Source organism: Enterobacter sp. Res13-Sevr-PEC09-46 (assembly GCF_015672585.1).
Taxonomy (GTDB): domain Bacteria; phylum Pseudomonadota; class Gammaproteobacteria; order Enterobacterales; family Enterobacteriaceae; genus Enterobacter; species Enterobacter hormaechei_C.
The window spans coordinates 1-19,958 of sequence record NZ_JADABR010000007.1; the positions used below are offsets into that span (position 1 = coordinate 1).

Below are 19,958 nucleotides of genomic sequence, written 5' to 3' on the forward strand. Positions count from 1 at the left end.
ATTCCGAACCTGCAAGAATAAAGTGCAAATTATTTACCGACCGCTCATTTTCCAGGCAAATCACATCCCAGACCACAATTCTCGCCTGGTTTTTAAACAAAAATGAGCCGCAAGCGGCTCGTTTTTGCGTTTTGTGACTTACTGCACTGCTACAATGCGATCGTCGTTGGCTTCCAGACGGATAACTTTGCCCGGAACCAGCTCCCCAGAGAGGATTTGCTGTGCCAGCGGGTTTTCGATCTGCTGCTGGATAGCGCGTTTTAACGGACGCGCACCATAAACAGGATCGTAACCATTCTCGCTCAGCAGTTTCAGCGCATCGTCGGAAATGTGGATTTCATACCCACGCTCTTCCAGACGTTTGTACAGACGCTGCAACTGGATCTGCGCAATCGACGCGATGTGTTTCTCACCCAGCGGATGGAACACGACCACTTCATCAATACGGTTGATGAACTCCGGACGGAAGTTTTGGCTGACCACACCCAGCACCAGATCTTTCATATGGCTGTAATCCAGCTCACCGAAGCGTTCCTGAATCAAATCGGAACCCAGGTTCGAGGTCATGATCACCACCGTGTTACGGAAGTCGACCGTTCTTCCCTGCCCGTCAGTCAGACGCCCATCATCCAGCACCTGCAACAGAATGTTAAACACGTCAGGATGAGCCTTTTCCACTTCATCCAGCAGGATGACGGAATAAGGACGACGACGAACCGCTTCCGTCAGGTAACCGCCCTCTTCATAACCGACATATCCCGGAGGCGCACCGACCAGACGCGAGACGGCGTGTTTCTCCATAAACTCGGACATATCGATACGCACCATCGCGTCATCGCTGTCGAACATAAAGTTAGCCAGCGCTTTACACAGCTCGGTTTTACCGACACCGGTTGGCCCCAGGAAAAGGAACGAGCCGATTGGACGATTCGGATCGGACAGCCCCGCACGGCTACGACGAATGGCGTTAGATACCGCTTCGACCGCTTCGTTCTGTCCAATGACGCGCTGATGCAGATCCTGCTCCATACGCAGCAGTTTCTCACGTTCGCTTTCCATCATGCGAGCCACAGGAATACCCGTCCAGCGCGCCAGCACTTCGGCAATCTCGGCATCCGTCACTTTATTACGCAACAGACGCATGGTTTTGCCTTCCGACTGCGTGGCGATCTCAAGCTGTTTTTCCAGCTCAGGGATCTTGCCGTACTGTAGCTCGGACATCCGCGCCAGATCTCCTACGCGACGGGCCTGCTCAATGGCAATTTTCGCCTGCTCCAGCTCCGCCTTGATTGTCTGGGTGCCAGAGAGGGAGGCTTTCTCAGCTTTCCACTCTTCTTCCAGCTCAGAATACTGACGCTCTTTCTCGTCCAGTTCTTCGTTAAGCATATCGAGGCGTTTCTTACTCGCTTCGTCAGACTCTTTGTTCAGCGCCTGCTGTTCCAGCTTGAGCTGGATAATGCGGCGATCGAGTCGGTCCAGCTCTTCCGGTTTCGAGTCAATCTGCATACGGATGCTGGACGCCGCTTCATCGATAAGGTCGATGGCTTTATCCGGCAACTGACGGTCGGCAATGTAACGATGCGAAAGCGTCGCCGCCGCAACGATGGCCGGGTCAGTGATCTGCACGTGATGGTGCAGCTCATAACGCTCTTTCAGACCACGCAAAATAGCGATGGTATCTTCAACGCTTGGTTCAGCGACAAACACCTTCTGGAAGCGACGCTCCAGCGCGGCATCTTTTTCAATGTACTGACGATACTCGTCCAGCGTAGTGGCGCCGACGCAGTGAAGTTCACCACGCGCCAGCGCAGGTTTCAGCATGTTCCCGGCATCCATTGCGCCGTCAGCTTTACCCGCCCCCACCATGGTGTGCAGTTCGTCGATAAACAGGATGACGTTACCTTCCTGTTTCGCCAGATCGTTCAGCACGCCTTTCAGACGCTCTTCAAATTCACCGCGGTATTTCGCCCCGGCCACCAGCGCGCCCATATCCAGCGCCAGTACGCGACGGCCTTTCAGCCCTTCGGGCACTTCGCCATTAACGATACGCTGCGCCAGCCCTTCAACGATGGCGGTTTTACCGACGCCAGGCTCACCAATCAGCACCGGGTTGTTTTTGGTACGACGTTGCAGTACCTGGATAGTCCGACGAATTTCTTCGTCACGGCCGATCACCGGGTCAAGTTTGCCCTGCTCGGCACGTTCGGTCAGGTCGACCGTAAATTTCTTCAAAGCCTGACGTTGGTCTTCGGCTCCCTGGTCGTTCACGCTTTCACCTCCGCGCATTTTCTCAATCGCCTGGGTCACATTAGCGGTGGTTGCACCGGCGGATTTCAGCAGGTCGGTTAAGGTACCGCGTGATTCAAGCGCCGCCAGAACAAACAGCTCTGACGAAATAAAGTTGTCCCCACGTTTTTGCGCCAGCTTGTCGCAAAGGTTCAGCACGCGCACCAGATCCTGCGACGGCTGCACGTCGCCGCCGGTACCTTCTACCTGCGGTAAACGGCTCAGCGCCTGATCGATGGCGGTGCGTAACTGGCCGGCATTAATGCCAGCGGACGTTAATAAAGGACGTACCGATCCCCCTTCCTGATTCAGCAAGGCGCTCATTAAATGAAGAGGTTCGATAAATTGGTTGTCGTGCCCCAGTGCAAGGGACTGGGCATCGGCGAGAGCAAGCTGGAATTTATTAGTAAGACGATCCAGACGCATAACTCCTCCCATAACAGGTCAAATTTGCTACTGGAGATTAAATGAGGTCATCCCTCAATTATTCAAGGTTAATAACCTGAATTATGTGAAAAGAAAACGGCGCGTACCGGATCGTCTTGATTCTTTAGGTTATATCAGCCAAATGAAACTTGCCATACGACCTGTCGTCTTGTCGCGGCGATAGGAGAAAAAATCACCCTTTTCGGTGAAGGTACAGCGATCTCCGCCGAAGATTTGGGTCACGCCGACGTTATTCAGGCGCTGGCGGGCAAGCTGATAAATATCGGCCAGATATTTATCTCCGGAAGCCACAAACGCTTCGACCGCTTGCGGATCTTTTTCCATAAAGGCATCCCGCACTTCGGGCCCGACCTCAAACGCCTGCGGGCCAATCGCCGGGCCAAGCCAGGCGATGAGATTTGCAGAATCGTCATGGAAGCAGGCAACGGTCTCTTCCAGCACGCCTTCGCACAGGCCTCGCCATCCGGCGTGGGCAGCAGCCACTTCAGTCCCTGCCTGATTGCAGAACAACACCGGCAGGCAATCAGCAGTCATCACCGCGCAAACCGTTCCCGGCGTATTGCTGTACGAAGCATCGGCGCGCTTAGACGCATAGGGCTCCCCCGTCAGCTTCAGCACCGCTTTACCATGCACCTGCTCAAGCCAGACCGGTTTTGAAGGAAGGTTTCCCGCAGCAAAGAGGCGTTTACGGTTCTCTTCAACGTGCTCCAGGTTATCTCCACAGTGCGCACCGAGGTTCAGTGACTCCCACGCGCCCTGGCTCACGCCACCGATACGGGTTGAACTACAGGCGGCCACGCCTTCAGGCAGTGGCCATTCCGGGACAATCAGTTTGGTCATAACCAGTCCACGTGATCCTTATGTTCTTCGAAATCTGCGCGCATCGCGTCGATAAGTTCCACCATATCCTGTGGGATCGGCGCATGCCATTCCATCTGAATTCCGGTGATTGGGTGGTAAAGACGTAGCATCGTCGCATGCAGCGCCTGGCGATCGAATTTACGCAGCACGGAGATGAATTCATCCGATGCGCCCTTTGGTGGACGCGGACGACCGCCGTAAACAGGGTCCCCCACCAGCGGATGGGTAATATGCGCCATGTGCACGCGGATCTGGTGAGTACGCCCGGTTTCCAGACGCAGACGCAGGCGCGTATGAATACGGAAATGTTCCATGATGCGGTAGTGGGTTACCGCCGGTTTGCCCATCGGGTGTACGGACATATGCGTACGCTTGGTTGGGTGACGGCTGATAGGCTCTTCCACCGTGCCGCCAGAGGTCATATGACCAATCGCCACCGCTTCATACTCACGGGTGATTTCGCGCAGTTGCAACGATTCCACCAGGCGAGTCTGGGCGGGAACCGTCTTCGCCACCACCATCAGACCCGTGGTGTCTTTATCCAGACGGTGAACGATACCGGCACGCGGTACATCGGCAATCGGCGGATAATAATGAAGGAGAGCGTTAAGTACCGTACCGTCAGGATTGCCCGCGCCCGGGTGAACAACAAAGTCGCGCGGCTTGTTGATGACCAGAATGTCGTCATCTTCGTAGACGATATCCAGCGGGATATCCTGCGGCTCGAAGCGGACTTCCTCTTCGATTTCAGCATTGATGGCGACAGCTTCCCCACCAAACACTTTCTCTTTTGGTTTGTCCCAGATCTTGCCGTTTACCAGCACGCGCTGGTCAAGGATCCATTCTTTTATGCGTGAACGCGAATAATCAGGGAACAATTCGGCCAAAGCCTGATCTAAGCGTTGACCGAGCTGATTTTCGGAGACTGTTGCGGTGAGTTCTACTCGTTGTGCCATAAACTGCTTCTTCGTTTAACGTTGGGTTTTACGGCTTTGCCGTTTAATATAGTGTGCTATTGTAGCTGGTCTTAATCGGGAGCAGGAACTGAGTTTCTCCCGGACAAACATTTGAGGAAAGTCAAAACGTCATGACGCGCATGAAATATCTGGTGGCAGCGGCCACGTTGAGCCTGGCTTTGGTGGGCTGCTCCGGTTCGAATGAACAGGTCCCTGACAATCCGCCGAATGAAATCTATGCGACTGCACAACAAAAGTTGCAGGACGGTAACTGGAAACAGGCGATAACGCAACTGGAAGCGTTGGATAATCGCTATCCGTTTGGCCCGTATTCGCAGCAGGTACAGTTAGATCTTATCTACGCCTACTACAAAAATGCCGATCTGCCGCTGGCTCAGGCAACCATCGATCGTTTCATGCGTCTGAACCCTACCCATCCTAACATCGATTACGTGATGTACATGCGCGGCCTGACTAACATGGCGCTGGATGATAGTGCATTGCAGGGCTTCTTCGGGGTGGATCGTTCCGACCGTGACCCGCAACATGCGCGTGATGCTTTCAATGACTTCTCCAAACTGGTGCGTAGCTACCCGAACAGCCAGTACATTACCGATGCCACTAAGCGTCTGGTATTCCTGAAAGATCGTCTGGCGAAATATGAGTACTCCGTTGCGGAATACTACACCCGCCGTGGCGCATGGGTTGCCGTGGTTAACCGTGTAGAAGGCATGCTGCGTGATTATCCGGATACCCAGGCCACGCGTGATGGCCTGAAGCTGATGGAAAATGCGTATCGCCAGATGCAGATGACGGCTCAGGCTGACAAAGTGGCGAAAATCATCGCCGCGAACAGCAGCAACACCTGATACCGCTACAACGCATAACGGCAGCCCGCGGGCTGCCGTTTTTTTATTCTTTCACACTTACGCTGAAGCGGTTTAGCTTCAACACATCCATTCAACTATGACCGCAATTGTTGGCTTCGACAAGGTAAATCTCACCTCTTCCTGCCCTGCCTCACAAAAAAGATTCCCTGACAAAAACCGACAAAATAACGTGATCTAAATCACACATTTTGACATTAGGTCGGGTATGCTGGAATCACCAAGACGGAAAGACAAGAGGTAAAATTTATGACAATGAACATTACCAGTAAACAAATGGAAATTACTCCGGCAATCCGCCAGCACGTCGCAGACCGTCTCGCCAAACTGGATAAATGGCAAACACATTTGATTAATCCACATATCATCCTGTCCAAGGAGCCGCAGGGTTTCATCGCTGATGCAACTATCAATACTCCAAACGGCCATCTGGTCGCCAGCGCAAAACACGAGGATATGTACACCGCAATTAACGATTTGATCAACAAGCTGGAACGGCAGCTCAATAAAGTGCAACACAAAGGTGAAGCACGTCGCGCCGCAACCTCGGTGAAAGACGCCAGCTTCGCGGAAGAAGTTGAAGAAGAGTAATCCTCTAAAATTGAGTGTACCGACAACGCGCCTTCGGGCGCGTTTTTTATTGACAGGATCAAAACAGTGCAGGTACTTTAACCTATCAATTTCAGGATGACCTTATGAAACAGACGCCGTTTTTCTTCGCATTCTTTTTTACCTTCCCCTGACCGGGAGGCGTTTCGTCGTGTGATAAAGAATGCGAAGACGAACAACAAGGCCTCCCACACCGGGAGGCCTTTTTTATTGATAACGATAAAATGAGACAGACAACACTATGACACCGGAAAACCCGCTCCTGGATTTACGCGTAAAAATCAGTGCACTCGACGAAAAATTACTGGCCCTGCTGGCAGAACGCCGCGCGCTCGCCGTTGAAGTGGGCAAAGCCAAGCTCGAGTCCCATCGGCCGGTGCGCGATATCGATCGCGAACGTGATTTACTGGAACGGTTGATTCAACTCGGCAAAGCGCATCATCTGGATGCGCACTACATCACCCGCCTGTTCCAGCTCATCATCGAAGACTCCGTTCTGACGCAACAAGCCCTGCTCCAGCAGCATCTGAACAAAACCAACCCGCACTCTGCTCGTATCGCTTTCCTCGGCCCGAAAGGGTCCTATTCTCACCTGGCAGCTCGCCAGTACGCAGCCCGCCATTTCGAAGAGTTTATTGAGAGCGGCTGCGCGAAATTTGCAGACATTTTCAACCAGGTCGAAACCGGCCAGGCAGATTACGCCGTAGTGCCTATTGAGAACACCAGTTCCGGCGCCATCAACGATGTTTACGATCTGCTCCAGCACACCAGCCTGTCGTTAGTCGGCGAGTTGACTATCCCTATCGATCACTGCGTGCTGGTCTCTGGCTCAACCGATCTGAGTCAGATCGAAACGGTGTACAGCCACCCGCAGCCGTTCCAGCAGTGCAGCCAGTTCCTGAACCGTTATCCGCACTGGAAAATTGAATACACCGAAAGCACCTCGGCGGCGATGGAAAAAGTGGCGCAGGCAAACTCTTCTGCCGTCGCGGCTCTCGGTAGCGAAGCGGGCGGCGCGCTGTATGGCTTACAGGTGCTGGAACGCAATCTGGCCAACCAGACGCAGAATATCACCCGTTTCGTGGTTCTGGCCCGCAAGGCCATCAACGTGTCGGACCAGGTCCCGGCGAAAACCACCCTGCTGATGGCGACCGGCCAGCAGGCGGGTGCGCTGGTTGAAGCGCTGCTGGTGCTGCGTAATCACAACCTGATCATGACGAAGCTGGAATCCCGCCCAATACATGGCAACCCGTGGGAAGAAATGTTTTATCTCGACGTTCAGGCCAACCTGGAGTCTGCGTCCATGCAGAAAGCCCTGCGCGAACTGGGCGAGATCACACGCTCCATGAAAGTGCTGGGCTGCTATCCGAGCGAAAACGTGGTCCCGGTCGATCCGGCTTAACGTTCGATAAAGCGGCTTTTCTTCATCCCTGCCACATTTACAGGCAGGGTGAAGATGGCACCGGAAAGCGGATATTTCGCCAGCTCCTCCGCCTCCATATTTTCCCGCGTGGTGGTGATAAACAGCGTTTTCATATCGTCGCCGCCAAAGCAGACCATTGTCGGGCAGCGTACCGGCAGCCGATACTCTTCCAGCTGTTCGCCTTGCGGTGAAAACCGTGCGATACGCCAGCCGTCAAACAGTGCGCTCCAGTAGCAGCCTTCCTCATCCATTGCCGCACCGTCGGGTATACCTTCTCCCTCGCTAAACCGGCGAAACTCTTCGCGCTTACCGGGTTCTCCCTGCTCATCAAGCGGCGTACGGTAGATCACGCCGTTCGGCGTATCAGAAGTAAACATCCACCGTTTATCAGGACTAAACGCTAAACCGTTATGCCCGTGAATATCGCACTGGATCACTTGCGGCGTCAGGTCGTTGTCGATACGCATCAGCATGGCGCCGTTATAATCTTCCGGCCCCCAGAACGTGCCCGCATAAAACCGTCCCTGATGATCGGTACCGCCATCGTTAAAGCGTGCAAGCTGCGGGTTGGACGGGTTATCGCAAACCTTACGCTGGAGCAGGCCGTGTTTATCGGTCAGCCAGATGGCGTTTCGCATCGCGACGATAAATCCGCCGCGTTCACGCAGGGCAAAACACCCAACTTCTTCATGGAATGAGAGCACCGAGTGTTCCGCGGTGGGCAGATGGTACCGATGGATCTCCCCTTCCAGGATATCCGCCCAGTAGAGCGCCTTCTCGTCTGCACTCCATGTCGGGCATTCGGGCAGATGCCCGGTATAGTTCAACAGCAGCTGCGGTTCAGCCATGACAGTTCCCCAAAATGAAAAAAGCCAGCAATGCTGGCTTTCAGTATATACATCATCGCATTACTGGCGACTGTCATTTGCCTGGCGCAACAGCGTGCGGCTTTCACTCTGGAATCGCGTGGCGTAATCACCGAACCAGTGCTCCACTTTACGGAAACTGTCGATAAAGGCTTGTTTATCGCCGTGTTCCAGCAAGGTGATCGCTTCGCCAAAACGCTGATAATAGCGCTTGATCAGCGCCAGATTATTTTCAGACGACATGATGATGTCGGCGTAAAGCTGCGGATCCTGGGCAAACAGTCGCCCGACCATCGCCAGCTCCAGACGATAGATTGGCGAGGAAAGCGCCAGCAATTGTTCAAGCTGAACGTTCTCTTCCGCCAGGTGCAGCCCATAGGCGAAGGTTGCAAAGTGGCGCAGCGCCTGAATAAACGCCATGTTCTGGTCATGCTCTACCGCGCTAATGCGGTGCAAACGTGCTCCCCAGACCTGGATCTGTTCCAGGAACCACTGGTAGGCTTCCGGCTGCCGTCCGTCACAGTAAACCACTACCTGCTTCGCCAGGCTTCCGCTGTCCGGGCCAAACATCGGGTGTAACCCAAGCACGGGGCCAGTGTGCGCCGCCAGCATTGCCTGTAGCGGACCATTTTTAACGGAGGCCAGGTCCACCAGTATGCAATCTTCCGGCAGCGGAGGAAGTTTCGCGATTATTTGCTCCGTCACATGGATCGGCACGCTGACGATAACCATTCCGGCGTCTTTCATCAGCTCCGGCGCGTGCGACCAGTCCTCTTTCTCCAGAATACGCACCTGATAGCCAGAAAGCGTCAGCATTTTCTCAAACAGACGCCCCATCTGCCCGCCACCACCGACGATAACCACCGGGCGCAGCGACGGACAGAGGCTTTTGAAGCCCTTGTCGTTTTCGCTGGAATAGGACTCGCGCATCACGCGACGCAGGACGTCCTCAATCAAATCAGGTGAAACGCCCAAGGCCTGCGCCTCTTTACGGCGGGAGGCGAGCATAGAGGCCTCACGCTCCGGAACGTAAATCGGCAGGCCGTATTTACTTTTAACCTCGCCGACCTCAGCAACCAGTGCCATGCGGCGCGCCAGAAGATCCAGCAACGCCTTATCCACTTCATCAATTTGATCGCGTAATGCGGTCAATTCAGCAACCATAACTACCCTCTTATGCCAGACGCGTCGCCAGCTGGCCGTTCAAATCTTTGTGGATCTCACGCAGCAGCGCATCGGTGGTTTCCCAGCTAATGCAGGCATCGGTGACCGAGACGCCGGGCTTCATCGCGCTACGCGGCTGTTCCGATGACTGATTGCCTTCATGAATATTACTTTCAATCATCAGGCCGATAATTGAACGGTTGCCATCTTTAATCTGAGCAATCACAGATTCTGCAACCGCAGGCTGGCGACGGTAATCTTTATTCGAATTACCATGACTGCAATCTACCATCAGCGCCGGACGCAGTCCCGCCTGTTCCATCTCTTTTTCACACTGCGCGACATCCGCCGGGCTGTAGTTTGGCGCTTTACCACCGCGAAGGATCACATGCCCGTCCGGGTTGCCCTGCGTTTGCAGCAGGCATACCTGGCCCGCCTGGTTGATCCCGACAAAACGATGGGGCATGGCGGCGGCGCGCATGGCGTTAATTGCCGTCGCCAGGCTGCCGTCGGTACCGTTTTTAAAACCAACCGGCATAGACAGGCCAGACGCCATCTCGCGGTGGGTTTGTGACTCGGTGGTGCGCGCCCCAATCGCAGACCAGCTGAAGAGATCGCCCAGGTACTGCGGGCTGTTCGGATCCAGCGCTTCGGTAGCCAGCGGCAGCCCCATGCTCACCAGTTCCACCAGCAGGCGACGCGCAATTTTCAGTCCTGCTTCCACATCAAACGAGCCATCCATGTGCGGATCGTTGATCAACCCTTTCCAGCCAACGGTCGTACGTGGCTTCTCAAAATAGACGCGCATCACCAGATAGAGGCTATCGCTGACCTCCTCCGCTAATGCTTTAAATCGACGAGCGTACTCAATGGCGGTTTCAGGATCGTGAATAGAGCAAGGACCACATACCACCAGCAGGCGCGGATCGCGGCCAGCGATAATGTCAGAAATGGTCTGGCGCGAGTGCTCAATCTGAGCTTCCTGCGCGACGCTCAGCGGGAATTCCGCCTTCAGTTGATCCGGGGTGATTAACACCTGTTCGTCAGTGATATGTACGTTGTTCAGCGCGTCTTTTTGCATGATTGCGATCCTGTCAAACTCGTTTGCGATAGTGGTTTTCCTCGAAGAGGTGACACAACGATATCACATTAAGTAAAGATTTCAATCCAAAATACGTACACATTACTTTACACCAACCCTTTAATTGCAAAAATAATGGCCTAAAATCGTAAAGTTAAAATTACACACGCACGCCTGTAAGCCAGGCTATGCTCACAAAAAGGAGACCAGCCATGCGTTCAATTGCTTTTATGTTGTTGTCGCTGATTTTGTCGGGTTGCCAGATCAATCCTTATACTTTTCAGCCTGACTGGACCAGACCGGACTGGTTCACGGCCGGTAAAGAAGACGCTATGAATGGTGTTCCGGTTAAAGATAACCAGGCTCTGGCCGATAGTTTTAATGACCCTCAGGTTGATCGAGCGGAATATCTTCGTGGCTACGCTGACGGACAGAAAAAAATATGCGAAGAGGGCTTTATTCACGCCTGGGGATTAGCGGGCAAATCATTTCCTGCCAGCTGCGATGCAACTGAAAATGCAGTAAAACTGCATGAATCCTGGCAACAAGGATTGGATGAAAGTATGCGTTCCAGCAGGCTTAATTGAGCCTGCCTTAATTCCTCTGAATATAGCTCACTGTAAGATTTAGCTTAGGTCAAAACAGGGATATTTCTGACATAATGACGGCTTTGATAAACAATGGTATTCTGCCGACAATTCTTAAGGACATCTATTTCCGGGGCGGTTTGGCGGATTCTGATGAGAAATGCAATCTTGATCGCTTTGCTCCGACTCCCCCTGGCGCTAATACTGTTCATTTTAGTAGCCCCTGCAACGGCAGGCTCGTTCACGGAAACGGATAAATCAGTACGTTCGATTGTTTCTGGCATTGTGAGCTACACCCGATGGCCAGCACTGTCCGGCCAGCCTAAGCTCTGTATTTATGCCTCTTCCCATTACAGACAGGCGCTCAGCAGTGAAGATGAACACAACCCGTTGCCCTATAGTCCTGTCATTGTGCATAGCGATCGGGAAGCACTCGCAGCAAGGTGTGATGCCCTCTATTTCGGGAGCGAGTCGCCGGCAAAACAACAGGAAATAATAAATCAATATCAGGGCCAGGCGTTGCTATTAATGTCAGAACAAAATCCTGAATGCGTTATTGGCAGCGCATTTTGTCTGATAATAGAGCACAACCTCGTCAGGTTTTCCGTAAATCTGGATGCGCTGGCGCGCAGTGGCGTAAGAGTCAATCCGGATGTATTAATGCTCGCACGGAATAAGAAGCATGAATAAGGAAGTCGCACCAACACCGCGTCCGACGTTTAAAAGAACGTTGCGACGAATCAGCATGATAAGCGTCATTATAACGATGACGTTTATATGGTTGCTGCTGTGTTTCGCTTCCGTGGTGACATTAAAGCAATACGCGCAAAAAAACCTCGAACTTACCGGCGCCACCATGAGCCACAGCCTTGAAGCCTCTCTGGTGTTCAACGATGCCGTGGCGGCAAATGAAACGCTGGCGACCCTCGGCAAGCAGGGGCAGTTCGCCGTGGCGGAAGTGCTTAACGCACATCATAAACGGTTTGCCTGGTGGTCATGGAACCCGGCGGATAATACCGACACGCTGGGCGCGCTGGTCAACCGGTGGTTGTTCCCTGTTCCTGTCGCACAGCCCATCATACATAATGGCAATGTGATTGGCGAAATTCGTCTGACCGCGCGAGACAGCCTGATTAGCCACTTTATCTGGCTCTCATTTGCGGTCCTCACCGGCTGCATTCTTTTTGCCTCTGCCGTCGCATTGACCATCACCCGCTCGCTACATCATGGCATGGTTGTTGAAATGCAAAACATCACTGACGTTGTGCATGACGTTCGCACTAACCGCAACTTCTCTCGCCGGGTAACGGAAGGCCGCATTGAAGAGTTCCACCAGTTTGGTGAAGACTTCAACAGCCTGCTGGATGAAATGGAAGAGTGGCAGCTCAAGCTACAGGCGAAAAACGCTCAACTGTTGCGTACCGCCATGCACGATCCGCTCACGGGGCTTGCAAACCGCGCCGCGTTTCGCAACAACATTGCGGCATTAATGAACGACGCTTCAGCAAAAACCAATTCTGCCCTGCTCTTCCTGGACGGTGATAACTTCAAGGTTATCAATGACACCTGGGGTCATGCCGCAGGTGACTGCGTACTGATCGAAGCCGCCAAAAGGATGGTCGAGTTTGGCGAAAAACGTCATCAGTCTTACCGTCTTGGCGGCGATGAATTTGCCATGATCCTTTACGGCGTCCACACCGCACGTGAGGTCGAATTTATTTGCGCTGCGCTGTCGCAGCAATTTATCCGTCCGTTTGATCTGCATAACGGGCACACAGCATCAATGTCCCTCAGCATTGGCTTTGCTCTGGCGTGGGAAAATGCCTCCGTTGAAGCATTACTGGAGCAAGCCGATCGCAATATGTATCTGGTCAAAAACCAGCGTTCGAAAACAATATCCTGAAAGGAAGACGATATGTTAAAGCGATACTTTGCGCCGTTAATACTGGCATCACTGGTAATGTCCGGATGCCAGTCATCCCCTGAAGGGAAATTCACGCCAGAGCAAATTGCGGCCATGAAATCCTACGGCTTTAACGAACTGAATGGCGACTGGTCTCTGGGCCTGTCGGATAAGATCCTGTTTGATAAAAATGACGCCAGGCTGCGCCCGGAAAGTGAAACGCAGATCCAGACTATGGCCTCACGCCTGGCGGCAACCGGTCTGAACCACGCCAGGATGGATGGCCATACGGATAATTATGGCGAAGAGAGCTACAACGAAGCGCTTTCGTTAAAACGTGCCAATGTTGTGGCGGATGCCTGGGCGAAGGGCGCGAACATCCCGCGCAGCAATCTCACTACGCGGGGCTTAGGCAAAAAATACCCTGTCAGCAGCAACCGCACTGCGCAGGGGCGCGCTGAAAACCGCCGGGTTGCGGTAGTCATCAGCACGCCTTAAGGCTATTTAACGGATGTTCCGGCGAGCGACACGCCTGAAACCGCTCGCCAGCGCAGCCAGTCAATCACAATAAAGACCGCCAGACTGACGCCCATTACCGGCAACGCCAGCCCCAGCAGGAGGCTTATCAGGAACGACACTCCCCTTCCCCACAGCGGCAATGCCAGCCAGCTTTGGCAGAGCGTCTGTACCGGGTTCGCGGCTGACGTTGCAGGGCGACGCATCCACCACATCCGGTATCCCCAGATAATCAACACACACAGCGCAACGCCAAACGCGATGAGCAGCAGCTGATTTGCCAGACCAAACAGGATCCCCATATGGAAATCCACGCCCCAGCGGGTGAGTTTAGCCATCAGCGGGAAATCCCCGAAGCGAGTGCTGTCCAGCACCTTCAGTGAGTGGGGATCCACGGCAACGGCATCAACCTGCGTAGGCCAGCGGCGATCGATTTCCGTCACCGTCCAGGCCTGGTCGACCCTGCTTGCCGGACGGATCTCAACGTTGTTCGCATCAATCCCTGACTGGCGGGCGACCTGCAATACGTTGTCAAAAAGCGACAGTTTGACTGGCATTTCAGGCATCGTCATTCCCCCGTGATGACCACGATGTTCGGCGTGTTCATCCCTCATTTCCGGCGCACCGGAAAGGGTGGTGTTTACCTGCGGCGTCAGCCAGTTCATCTCTGCACGCAGCTTATCGACGTTGCCACCGGCCCATTGTGACCAGGTTAACCCGGTGACTGAGAACAACAGCATTCCCGCCAGTAACGTCCAGCCTAAGATCACATGCAGGCGACGACGATTCTGGAAACGATTGTTAATACGGCGCTTCGGTCGGGTGTAGAACCACAGCGCGATCCCGCCCAGGGCAGCAACCCACATCCACGAGGCGGCTAACTCGCTATAGAGCCGCCCGATGTTGCCCAGCATCAGCGAGGTATGCAGATAATCGATAGTCTGACGCAGCGGTAAAATCCCGCTGGTGCCGTACACGGTCATATCCCCTCGAATCTCAAGGCTGGTGGGATCAATAAAAATAGCCCGATGCTCGGAGGTACCCAGCGCCGGGTCGGCAAACATCACGCGGGTCGTTTCGCCCCCTTCCAGCCCCGGACGTACAGCATGTAAACGCAGCGCTGAACCCACGGCCTTTTCCGCCACGGCAATTTGTTCAGCAAGAGGCTGCGCCTCACCCACGGCATCCGTGTGGAGTGCATGATGGTACAGCGCCTTTTCAAGCTGCGGCGTGGCGACATACAGCGTTCCGGTCAGCGCTGCGAAGAAGATAAACGGACCGACAAACAGCCCGATATAGAAATGGAGGCGACGCAGCAGGTTTCCCCATGCCGCGCGCGGAGTGCAGGTAGTCATACTTTTCCTTTTTAAGGCAAAAAGTGAGTGATTTTGTTTTAAAGGGAGAAAGCAGACCGACGCGGCGGCGCGCGGGTATCGGGGTAAAGCCAGGGGAAAAAGTGCCAGTGGCTGACCGCCTGACGAGGCGGTTTCACGCGCAGCCGCTGCAACACCACGCTGAGCAGAACGATAAGCGCCAGCATCACGCCCGGCACATGCGCTAACAGCACGCAGTAGCCGCATGCTTCCGCATGGTCAACTGGCATAGAATGCGGCATATCACCATGATGCTCGTCCATCGACATCATGCTCATGTCATGGTGCATACCCGGCATGGCGCTCATGGGATCTTTTTGCAGCGAGACGGAGATCAGCGGCGCCACGACGATCAGCAGGATCGCAAACAGCGCGGTCAATGCCGCTGCGCGTTTCCAGTTACGCTGATGCAGTACGTTATCCACTTACCCTCCACCCAAGAGGCGAACATTGTAAATGATTTATGACGGAAGGGTTAACGCGAGAGGTGCGATGGGATAAAAAAAGGGCCAGCCTTTCGGCCAGCCCTTTCTAACAGGATGTCGCTTAAGCGAATCTTAGTTCAGACGCTCTTTAATACGAGCAGACTTACCAGTACGCTCACGCAGGTAGTACAGTTTAGCTTTACGTACAGCACCACGACGTTTAACAGCAATGCTGTCAACTACCGGAGAGTGAGTCTGGAAGACACGCTCAACGCCTTCGCCGTTGGAAATTTTACGAACAGTGAATGCAGAGTGCAGACCGCGGTTACGAATAGCGATAACCACGCCCTCGAATGCCTGCAGACGTTTTTTGGAACCTTCAACAACCCATACTTTCACTTCCACGGTGTCACCTGGACGGAAGGAAGGTACGTCCTGCTTCATCTGCTCTTGTTCAAGTTGCTTAATAATGTTGCTCATAATTTAATCTCTTATCCTGGGTAAACTGATATTCGGGAGCGTATTACGCATTCCCATCATGTTCATGCTGCTGGTGCGCGTGTTCAGTTTTGAACTCGGCCAGCAACTTTGCTTGCTCTTCAGTCAGAGCCAGGTTTTCCAGAAGTTCAGGTCTTCTAAGCCAGGTTCGGCCCAGCGACTGCTTCAAACGCCAGCGACGTATCTCGACATGGTTTCCAGACAGTAATACTGCCGGGACTTCCATCCCTTCTAACACTTCAGGACGAGTATAGTGTGGACAGTCCAGCAATCCATCGGCAAACGAATCTTCTGTCGCCGAAGCTTCATGGCCCAGTACACCCGGAATGAACCGGGCAACGGAGTCAATCAGCGTCATTGCTGGTAACTCACCACCGCTGAGGACGTAATCGCCGATAGACCATTCTTCGTCAATCTCGGTTTGAATTACGCGCTCATCTATCCCTTCGTAGCGACCACAGACCAGAATCAGCTTTTGATTCGTCGCCAGTTCGCTCACGCCCGCTTGATCAAGCTTGCGTCCCTGAGGTGACAGATAAATCACCTTCGCGCCTTCACCTGCCGCGGCTTTTGCTGTGTGAATGGCGTCCCGTAAGGGTTGCACCATCATCAACATCCCCGGTCCGCCGCCGTAAGGACGATCGTCCACGGTACGGTGCCGGTCGTGCGTGAAGTCACGAGGACTCCAACTCTGGATGCTCAGCAGGCCATTCTTTACTGCCCGGCCAGTTACCCCGTAATCGGTAATCGCGCGGAACATTTCAGGAAACAGGCTAATTATGCCAATCCACATAGCGCCGTCTTTTACCGTTTATCCGGAGAATTTAAAAACCAGGATCCCAATCTACTTCAATGGTTTGAGTAGTGAGATCGACTTTCTTGATAACCTGTCCATCGAGGAACGGAACCAACCGCTCCTTGATGCCAAATGCATCTTTCAGGTTTGCCTTAATGACGAGAACGTCATTTGACCCGGTTTCCATCATGTCGATGACTTTCCCCAGGCTGTAGCCTTCAGTGGTCACTACCTGGCAACCCATAAGGTCTTTCCAGTAGTAGTCACCCTCTTCCAGCTGTGGCAACTGCGACGAATCCACAACAATTTCACAATTAGTCAGCGCATTCGCGGCATCACGATCGTCAATGCCTTTCAGCTTGATGATGATGTCCTGATTGTGGTGACGCCAGCTTTCCAGCTCGACCTCTTCCCACTTACCGGCTTTCTGGATAAACCAGGGCTGGTAATTAAAAATGCTATCAGCGTCTTCAGTGGAGGAAAACACTCTGAGCCAACCACGGATACCGTAGCAAGAACCCATTTTTCCCAATACGATCGGTTCAACAGGTGCTTTATTGCTCATCATGACCACCGTGACAGATTAAGCTGCTTTGTTTGCTGCTTTGATCAGCGTAGCAACGCGATCGGAAACAGTAGCGCCCTGGCCAACCCAGTGAGCGATACGATCCAGATCCAGACGGGTTTCTTCTTCTGCGCCAGCGGCCAGTGGGTTGAAGAAACCAACGCGCTCGATGAAGCGACCGTTGCGTGCATTACGGCTGTCAGTCACAACAACCTGGTAGAACGGACGCTTTTTAGCGCCGTGACGAGCTAAACGAATAGTTACCATAACATCCTCTTGTGTGAATAAAACAACCGGGCCCCATCGAGGAACGGAGCCCGGGTGTCATATTAAAAGCCCGAAAATTTTACTCATTTTCGGGCAAAAAGCAATCTCAAAAGCGATTAACGCCCAGGAAAACCGGGAGGCATCATGCCTTTCATGCCGCGCATCATCTTCGCCATGCCGCCTTTCTTCATTTTCTTCATCATGCGCTGCATGTCGTCGAACTGTTTCAGAAGGCGGTTAACGTCCTGCACCTGCATGCCGCAACCGGCTGCGATACGGCGTTTACGGGAACCTTTGATGATTTCTGGCTTCGCGCGCTCTTTCAGCGTCATCGAGTTGATGATGGCCTCCATACGCACCAGCACTTTGTCATCCATCTGGGATTTGACGTTGTCCGGGATCTGGCCCATGCCTGGCAGTTTGCCCATCAGGCTTGCCATGCCGCCCATGTTTTTCATCTGACGCAGCTGCTCAAGGAAGTCGGTCAGATCGAAACCGTCGCCCTTTTTCAGCTTGCTGGCGAGTTTTTCCGCCTGCGCGCGGTCAACCTTGCTTTCAATATCTTCGATCAGCGACAGCACGTCGCCCATGCCGAGGATACGGGAGGCAATACGATCCGGATGGAACGGCTCCAGCGCTTCGGTTTTCTCGCCCACGCCGAGGAACTTGATTGGCTTACCGGTGATATGACGAATAGAGAGCGCCGCACCGCCGCGGGCATCGCCGTCGACTTTGGTCAGCACCACGCCGGTTAACGGCAGGGCTTCGTTAAACGCTTTCGCGGTGTTTGCCGCATCCTGACCGGTCATGGCGTCAACAACAAACAGGGTCTCTACCGGATTGATAGAGGCATGCACCTGCTTGATTTCGTCCATCATCGCTTCGTCAACGTGCAGACGACCGGCGGTATCCACCAGCAGCACGTCGTAGAATTTCAGCTTCGCCTCTTTCAGCGCCGCGTTAACGATATCGACAGGCTTCTGCGCCACGTCGGACGGGAAGAAGTCTACGCCAACCTGCTCGGCCAGCGTTTCCAGCTGTTTGATCGCCGCTGGGCGATACACGTCCGCCGACACCACCAGCACCTTTTTCTTGTGCTTTTCGCGCAGGAATTTCCCCAGCTTACCAACGCTGGTGGTTTTACCCGCACCTTGCAGACCCGCCATCAGTACGACGGCCGGCGGCTGAGCCGCCAGGTTAAGCACCTGGTTCTCTTCACCCATCGCCGAAACCAGTTCGTTACGGACGATTTTGACGAACTCCTGACCCGGAGTCAGGCTCTTGTTCACTTCATGGCCAACCGCTTTCTCTTTCACGCGGTTGATAAAATCACGCACGACCGGCAACGCGACGTCTGCTTCCAGCAGCGCCATGCGCACTTCGCGCAGCGTTTCCTTGATGTTCTCTTCGGTGAGGCGTCCACGGCCGCTGATGTTGCGCAGCGTGCGCGACAAACGATCGGTTAAATTATCAAACATTGTCTCTCGCCTGGGGTAGAAACGTTAGGTCGCCTGGGCGACACATACACAGAATTTTGCCGGAGTATAACATGAAGGCGCCTTTGTTGTTATGCAACGGTTGGAGCAGGCGTCACGTAACGTTATACTGCTTCTCTTTCTTATTAAGACAACTGTCGACGCCTATATGCCTGTTTTCGCACTGATCGCCCTTGTTGCCTACTCTGTCAGCCTCGCGCTGATCATTCCTGGCCTGCTGCAAAAAAACAGCGGCTGGCGGCGCATGGCTATTCTTTCGGCAGTGATCGCACTGATTAGCCATGCGTTTGCGCTGGAATCACGCATCATTCCCGGCGACGGCAGCGTGCAGAATCTGAGCGTACTGAACGTCGGCTCGCTGGTCAGCCTGATGATCTGTACGGTCATGACCATTGTCGCGTCTAAAAACCGTGGCTGGCTGCTGCTGCCGATAGTCTACGCCTTTGCGCTGATCAACCTGGCGTTAGCCACGTTCATGCCCAATGAGTTTATTACTCACCTGGAAGCCACGCCGGGGATGCTGGTGCATATTGGCCTGTCGCTGTTCTCCTACGCGACGCTGATCATCGCCGCCCTTTACGCCATGCAACTCGCCTGGATTGACTACCAGCTGAAAAATAAAAAGCTGGCGTTTAACCACGAAATGCCGCCGCTGATGGTGATTGAGCGTAAGATGTTCCACATCACCCAGGTCGGTGTGGTTCTGCTGACGCTGACGCTGTGCACGGGCTTGTTTTATATGAAGAACCTGTTCAGCGTGGAGAATATCGATAAAGCGGTCCTCTCCATCATCGCGTGGTTTGTCTATATTGTCCTGTTATGGGGCCATTATCATGAAGGCTGGCGCGGTCGTCGCGTGGTCTGGTTCAACGTAGCGGGTGCGGGCATTCTCACGCTTGCCTATTTTGGTAGCCGCTTCATACAGCAATTTGCTGGCTAAGTAACAAAAGGA

General features: G+C 53.7%; 22 protein-coding genes and 1 other annotated feature. Of the genes, 9 read left to right on the forward strand and 13 right to left on the reverse strand.

Annotation, left to right across the window (positions count from 1 at the left end; all coding sequences use genetic code 11):
- Positions 1–138: 138 nt before the first annotated feature.
- The 3 genes from clpB to rluD all read right to left on the reverse strand — a co-directional run bounded on the left by clpB (position 139) and on the right by rluD (position 4,550).
- Positions 139–2,712, reverse strand: a complete 2,574-nt coding sequence (gene clpB / locus IMQ56_RS04740) for an ATP-dependent chaperone ClpB (protein WP_045337481.1) — start codon at positions 2,710–2,712, stop codon at positions 139–141.
- Between the two features lie 129 nt (positions 2,713–2,841).
- Positions 2,842–3,573, reverse strand: a complete 732-nt coding sequence (gene yfiH / locus IMQ56_RS04745) for a purine nucleoside phosphorylase YfiH (RefSeq protein WP_023304261.1) — start codon at positions 3,571–3,573, stop codon at positions 2,842–2,844.
- Positions 3,570–4,550, reverse strand: coding sequence for a 23S rRNA pseudouridine(1911/1915/1917) synthase RluD (gene rluD, locus IMQ56_RS04750; RefSeq protein ID WP_017383977.1), 981 nt, complete (start codon positions 4,548–4,550; stop codon positions 3,570–3,572). The genes yfiH and rluD overlap by 4 nt, the downstream gene beginning before the upstream one ends.
- 131 nt (positions 4,551–4,681) lie before the next feature.
- On the opposite strand from rluD, the gene bamD reads away from it, so the two are divergent.
- The 4 genes from bamD to pheA all read left to right on the forward strand — a co-directional run bounded on the left by bamD (position 4,682) and on the right by pheA (position 7,448).
- Positions 4,682–5,419: an outer membrane protein assembly factor BamD gene (bamD, locus tag IMQ56_RS04755; protein ID WP_003863164.1), complete on the forward strand. Its 738-nt coding sequence runs from the start codon at positions 4,682–4,684 to the stop codon at positions 5,417–5,419.
- A gap of 267 nt (positions 5,420–5,686) precedes the next feature.
- Positions 5,687–6,028, forward strand: a complete 342-nt coding sequence (gene raiA / locus IMQ56_RS04760) for a ribosome-associated translation inhibitor RaiA (RefSeq protein ID WP_003863162.1) — start codon at positions 5,687–5,689, stop codon at positions 6,026–6,028.
- A gap of 103 nt (positions 6,029–6,131) precedes the next feature.
- Positions 6,132–6,257 (forward strand) — a sequence feature (Phe leader region).
- Positions 6,133–6,180, forward strand: coding sequence for a pheA operon leader peptide PheL (gene pheL / locus IMQ56_RS04765; protein WP_100229775.1), 48 nt, complete (start codon positions 6,133–6,135; stop codon positions 6,178–6,180). (Overlaps the previous feature by 48 nt.)
- Before the next feature lie 30 nt (positions 6,258–6,287).
- Entirely contained in the window at positions 6,288–7,448 is a 1,161-nt protein-coding gene (gene pheA / locus IMQ56_RS04770; protein ID WP_015571567.1) for a bifunctional chorismate mutase/prephenate dehydratase, read from the forward strand.
- On the opposite strand, the gene IMQ56_RS04775 is transcribed toward pheA, so the two are convergent.
- Genes IMQ56_RS04775 through aroF form a run of 3 tightly spaced genes read right to left on the reverse strand, consistent with a single transcriptional unit; the run spans position 7,445 to position 10,580 of the window.
- The gene (locus tag IMQ56_RS04775) at positions 7,445–8,317 is read right to left on the reverse strand and encodes an SMP-30/gluconolactonase/LRE family protein (protein ID WP_196063569.1); all 873 of its coding nucleotides are present in this window, start codon (positions 8,315–8,317) and stop codon (positions 7,445–7,447) included. The genes pheA and IMQ56_RS04775 overlap by 4 nt on opposite strands.
- Positions 8,318–8,377: 60 nt before the next feature.
- On the reverse strand, positions 8,378–9,499 hold the full coding sequence (tyrA, locus tag IMQ56_RS04780) for a bifunctional chorismate mutase/prephenate dehydrogenase (RefSeq protein WP_023295266.1): 1,122 nt from the start codon (positions 9,497–9,499) through the stop codon (positions 8,378–8,380).
- A 10-nt stretch (positions 9,500–9,509) separates the two neighbouring features.
- On the reverse strand, positions 9,510–10,580 hold the full coding sequence (gene aroF, locus IMQ56_RS04785) for a 3-deoxy-7-phosphoheptulonate synthase AroF (RefSeq protein WP_006811632.1): 1,071 nt from the start codon (positions 10,578–10,580) through the stop codon (positions 9,510–9,512).
- Positions 10,581–10,792: 212 nt separating this feature from the next.
- Between aroF and IMQ56_RS04790 the strand changes: the two genes are divergently transcribed.
- The 4 genes from IMQ56_RS04790 to IMQ56_RS04805 all read left to right on the forward strand — a co-directional run bounded on the left by IMQ56_RS04790 (position 10,793) and on the right by IMQ56_RS04805 (position 13,568).
- The gene (locus tag IMQ56_RS04790) at positions 10,793–11,167 is read left to right on the forward strand and encodes a DUF2799 domain-containing protein (protein ID WP_032649145.1); all 375 of its coding nucleotides are present in this window, start codon (positions 10,793–10,795) and stop codon (positions 11,165–11,167) included.
- A 153-nt stretch (positions 11,168–11,320) separates the two neighbouring features.
- Positions 11,321–11,857 (forward strand): YfiR family protein, encoded by a 537-nt coding sequence (locus tag IMQ56_RS04795; protein ID WP_032619208.1) that lies wholly within the window; start codon positions 11,321–11,323, stop codon positions 11,855–11,857.
- The gene (gene dgcN, locus IMQ56_RS04800; protein ID WP_017692859.1) at positions 11,850–13,070 is read left to right on the forward strand and encodes a diguanylate cyclase DgcN; all 1,221 of its coding nucleotides are present in this window, start codon (positions 11,850–11,852) and stop codon (positions 13,068–13,070) included. The genes IMQ56_RS04795 and dgcN overlap by 8 nt, the downstream gene beginning before the upstream one ends.
- A 12-nt stretch (positions 13,071–13,082) precedes the next feature.
- A complete protein-coding gene (locus tag IMQ56_RS04805) occupies positions 13,083–13,568 on the forward strand; it encodes an OmpA family protein (RefSeq protein WP_017382956.1) in 486 nt (161 codons plus the stop codon).
- A gap of 2 nt (positions 13,569–13,570) precedes the next feature.
- On the opposite strand, the gene IMQ56_RS04810 is transcribed toward IMQ56_RS04805, so the two are convergent.
- The 7 genes from IMQ56_RS04810 to ffh all read right to left on the reverse strand — a co-directional run bounded on the left by IMQ56_RS04810 (position 13,571) and on the right by ffh (position 18,988).
- On the reverse strand, positions 13,571–14,941 hold the full coding sequence (locus IMQ56_RS04810) for a PepSY-associated TM helix domain-containing protein (RefSeq protein WP_023304264.1): 1,371 nt from the start codon (positions 14,939–14,941) through the stop codon (positions 13,571–13,573).
- 38 nt (positions 14,942–14,979) lie between these two features.
- Positions 14,980–15,384: a DUF2946 domain-containing protein gene (locus IMQ56_RS04815; protein WP_023304265.1), complete on the reverse strand. Its 405-nt coding sequence runs from the start codon at positions 15,382–15,384 to the stop codon at positions 14,980–14,982.
- Positions 15,385–15,516: 132 nt separating this feature from the next.
- Complete coding sequence (gene rplS / locus IMQ56_RS04820; RefSeq protein ID WP_002914145.1) at positions 15,517–15,864, reverse strand: 50S ribosomal protein L19; 348 nt, start codon at positions 15,862–15,864, stop codon at positions 15,517–15,519.
- A 43-nt stretch (positions 15,865–15,907) separates the two neighbouring features.
- Entirely contained in the window at positions 15,908–16,675 is a 768-nt protein-coding gene (trmD, locus tag IMQ56_RS04825; protein ID WP_196063570.1) for a tRNA (guanosine(37)-N1)-methyltransferase TrmD, read from the reverse strand.
- Between the two features lie 31 nt (positions 16,676–16,706).
- Entirely contained in the window at positions 16,707–17,246 is a 540-nt protein-coding gene (gene rimM / locus IMQ56_RS04830) for a ribosome maturation factor RimM (protein WP_015571575.1), read from the reverse strand.
- Between the two features lie 15 nt (positions 17,247–17,261).
- On the reverse strand, positions 17,262–17,510 hold the full coding sequence (gene rpsP / locus IMQ56_RS04835; protein WP_003863133.1) for a 30S ribosomal protein S16: 249 nt from the start codon (positions 17,508–17,510) through the stop codon (positions 17,262–17,264).
- Between the two features lie 116 nt (positions 17,511–17,626).
- The gene (gene ffh / locus IMQ56_RS04840) at positions 17,627–18,988 is read right to left on the reverse strand and encodes a signal recognition particle protein (RefSeq protein ID WP_003863132.1); all 1,362 of its coding nucleotides are present in this window, start codon (positions 18,986–18,988) and stop codon (positions 17,627–17,629) included.
- A gap of 166 nt (positions 18,989–19,154) precedes the next feature.
- Between ffh and IMQ56_RS04845 the strand changes: the two genes are divergently transcribed.
- Positions 19,155–19,946, forward strand: a complete 792-nt coding sequence (locus tag IMQ56_RS04845; RefSeq protein WP_014832951.1) for an inner membrane protein YpjD — start codon at positions 19,155–19,157, stop codon at positions 19,944–19,946.
- The last annotated feature ends 12 nt before the right edge of the window (positions 19,947–19,958 follow it).

Bases quoted from the DNA above. Each gene is read 5' to 3' on its own strand.
- clpB (WP_045337481.1), bottom strand. From the start codon at position 2,712: ATGCGTCTGGATCGTCTTACTAATAAATTCCAGCTTGCTCTCGCCGAT.
- yfiH (WP_023304261.1), bottom strand. From the start codon at position 3,573: ATGACCAAACTGATTGTCCCGGAATGGCCACTGCCTGAAGGCGTGGCC.
- rluD (WP_017383977.1), bottom strand. From the start codon at position 4,550: ATGGCACAACGAGTAGAACTCACCGCAACAGTCTCCGAAAATCAGCTC.
- bamD (WP_003863164.1), top strand. From the start codon at position 4,682: ATGACGCGCATGAAATATCTGGTGGCAGCGGCCACGTTGAGCCTGGCT.
- raiA (WP_003863162.1), top strand. From the start codon at position 5,687: ATGACAATGAACATTACCAGTAAACAAATGGAAATTACTCCGGCAATC.
- pheA (WP_015571567.1), top strand. From the start codon at position 6,288: ATGACACCGGAAAACCCGCTCCTGGATTTACGCGTAAAAATCAGTGCA.
- IMQ56_RS04775 (WP_196063569.1), bottom strand. From the start codon at position 8,317: ATGGCTGAACCGCAGCTGCTGTTGAACTATACCGGGCATCTGCCCGAA.
- tyrA (WP_023295266.1), bottom strand. From the start codon at position 9,499: ATGGTTGCTGAATTGACCGCATTACGCGATCAAATTGATGAAGTGGAT.
- aroF (WP_006811632.1), bottom strand. From the start codon at position 10,580: ATGCAAAAAGACGCGCTGAACAACGTACATATCACTGACGAACAGGTG.
- IMQ56_RS04790 (WP_032649145.1), top strand. From the start codon at position 10,793: ATGCGTTCAATTGCTTTTATGTTGTTGTCGCTGATTTTGTCGGGTTGC.
- IMQ56_RS04795 (WP_032619208.1), top strand. From the start codon at position 11,321: ATGAGAAATGCAATCTTGATCGCTTTGCTCCGACTCCCCCTGGCGCTA.
- dgcN (WP_017692859.1), top strand. From the start codon at position 11,850: ATGAATAAGGAAGTCGCACCAACACCGCGTCCGACGTTTAAAAGAACG.
- IMQ56_RS04805 (WP_017382956.1), top strand. From the start codon at position 13,083: ATGTTAAAGCGATACTTTGCGCCGTTAATACTGGCATCACTGGTAATG.
- IMQ56_RS04810 (WP_023304264.1), bottom strand. From the start codon at position 14,941: ATGACTACCTGCACTCCGCGCGCGGCATGGGGAAACCTGCTGCGTCGC.
- rplS (WP_002914145.1), bottom strand. From the start codon at position 15,864: ATGAGCAACATTATTAAGCAACTTGAACAAGAGCAGATGAAGCAGGAC.
- trmD (WP_196063570.1), bottom strand. From the start codon at position 16,675: ATGTGGATTGGCATAATTAGCCTGTTTCCTGAAATGTTCCGCGCGATT.
- rimM (WP_015571575.1), bottom strand. From the start codon at position 17,246: ATGATGAGCAATAAAGCACCTGTTGAACCGATCGTATTGGGAAAAATG.
- rpsP (WP_003863133.1), bottom strand. From the start codon at position 17,510: ATGGTAACTATTCGTTTAGCTCGTCACGGCGCTAAAAAGCGTCCGTTC.
- ffh (WP_003863132.1), bottom strand. From the start codon at position 18,988: ATGTTTGATAATTTAACCGATCGTTTGTCGCGCACGCTGCGCAACATC.
- IMQ56_RS04845 (WP_014832951.1), top strand. From the start codon at position 19,155: ATGCCTGTTTTCGCACTGATCGCCCTTGTTGCCTACTCTGTCAGCCTC.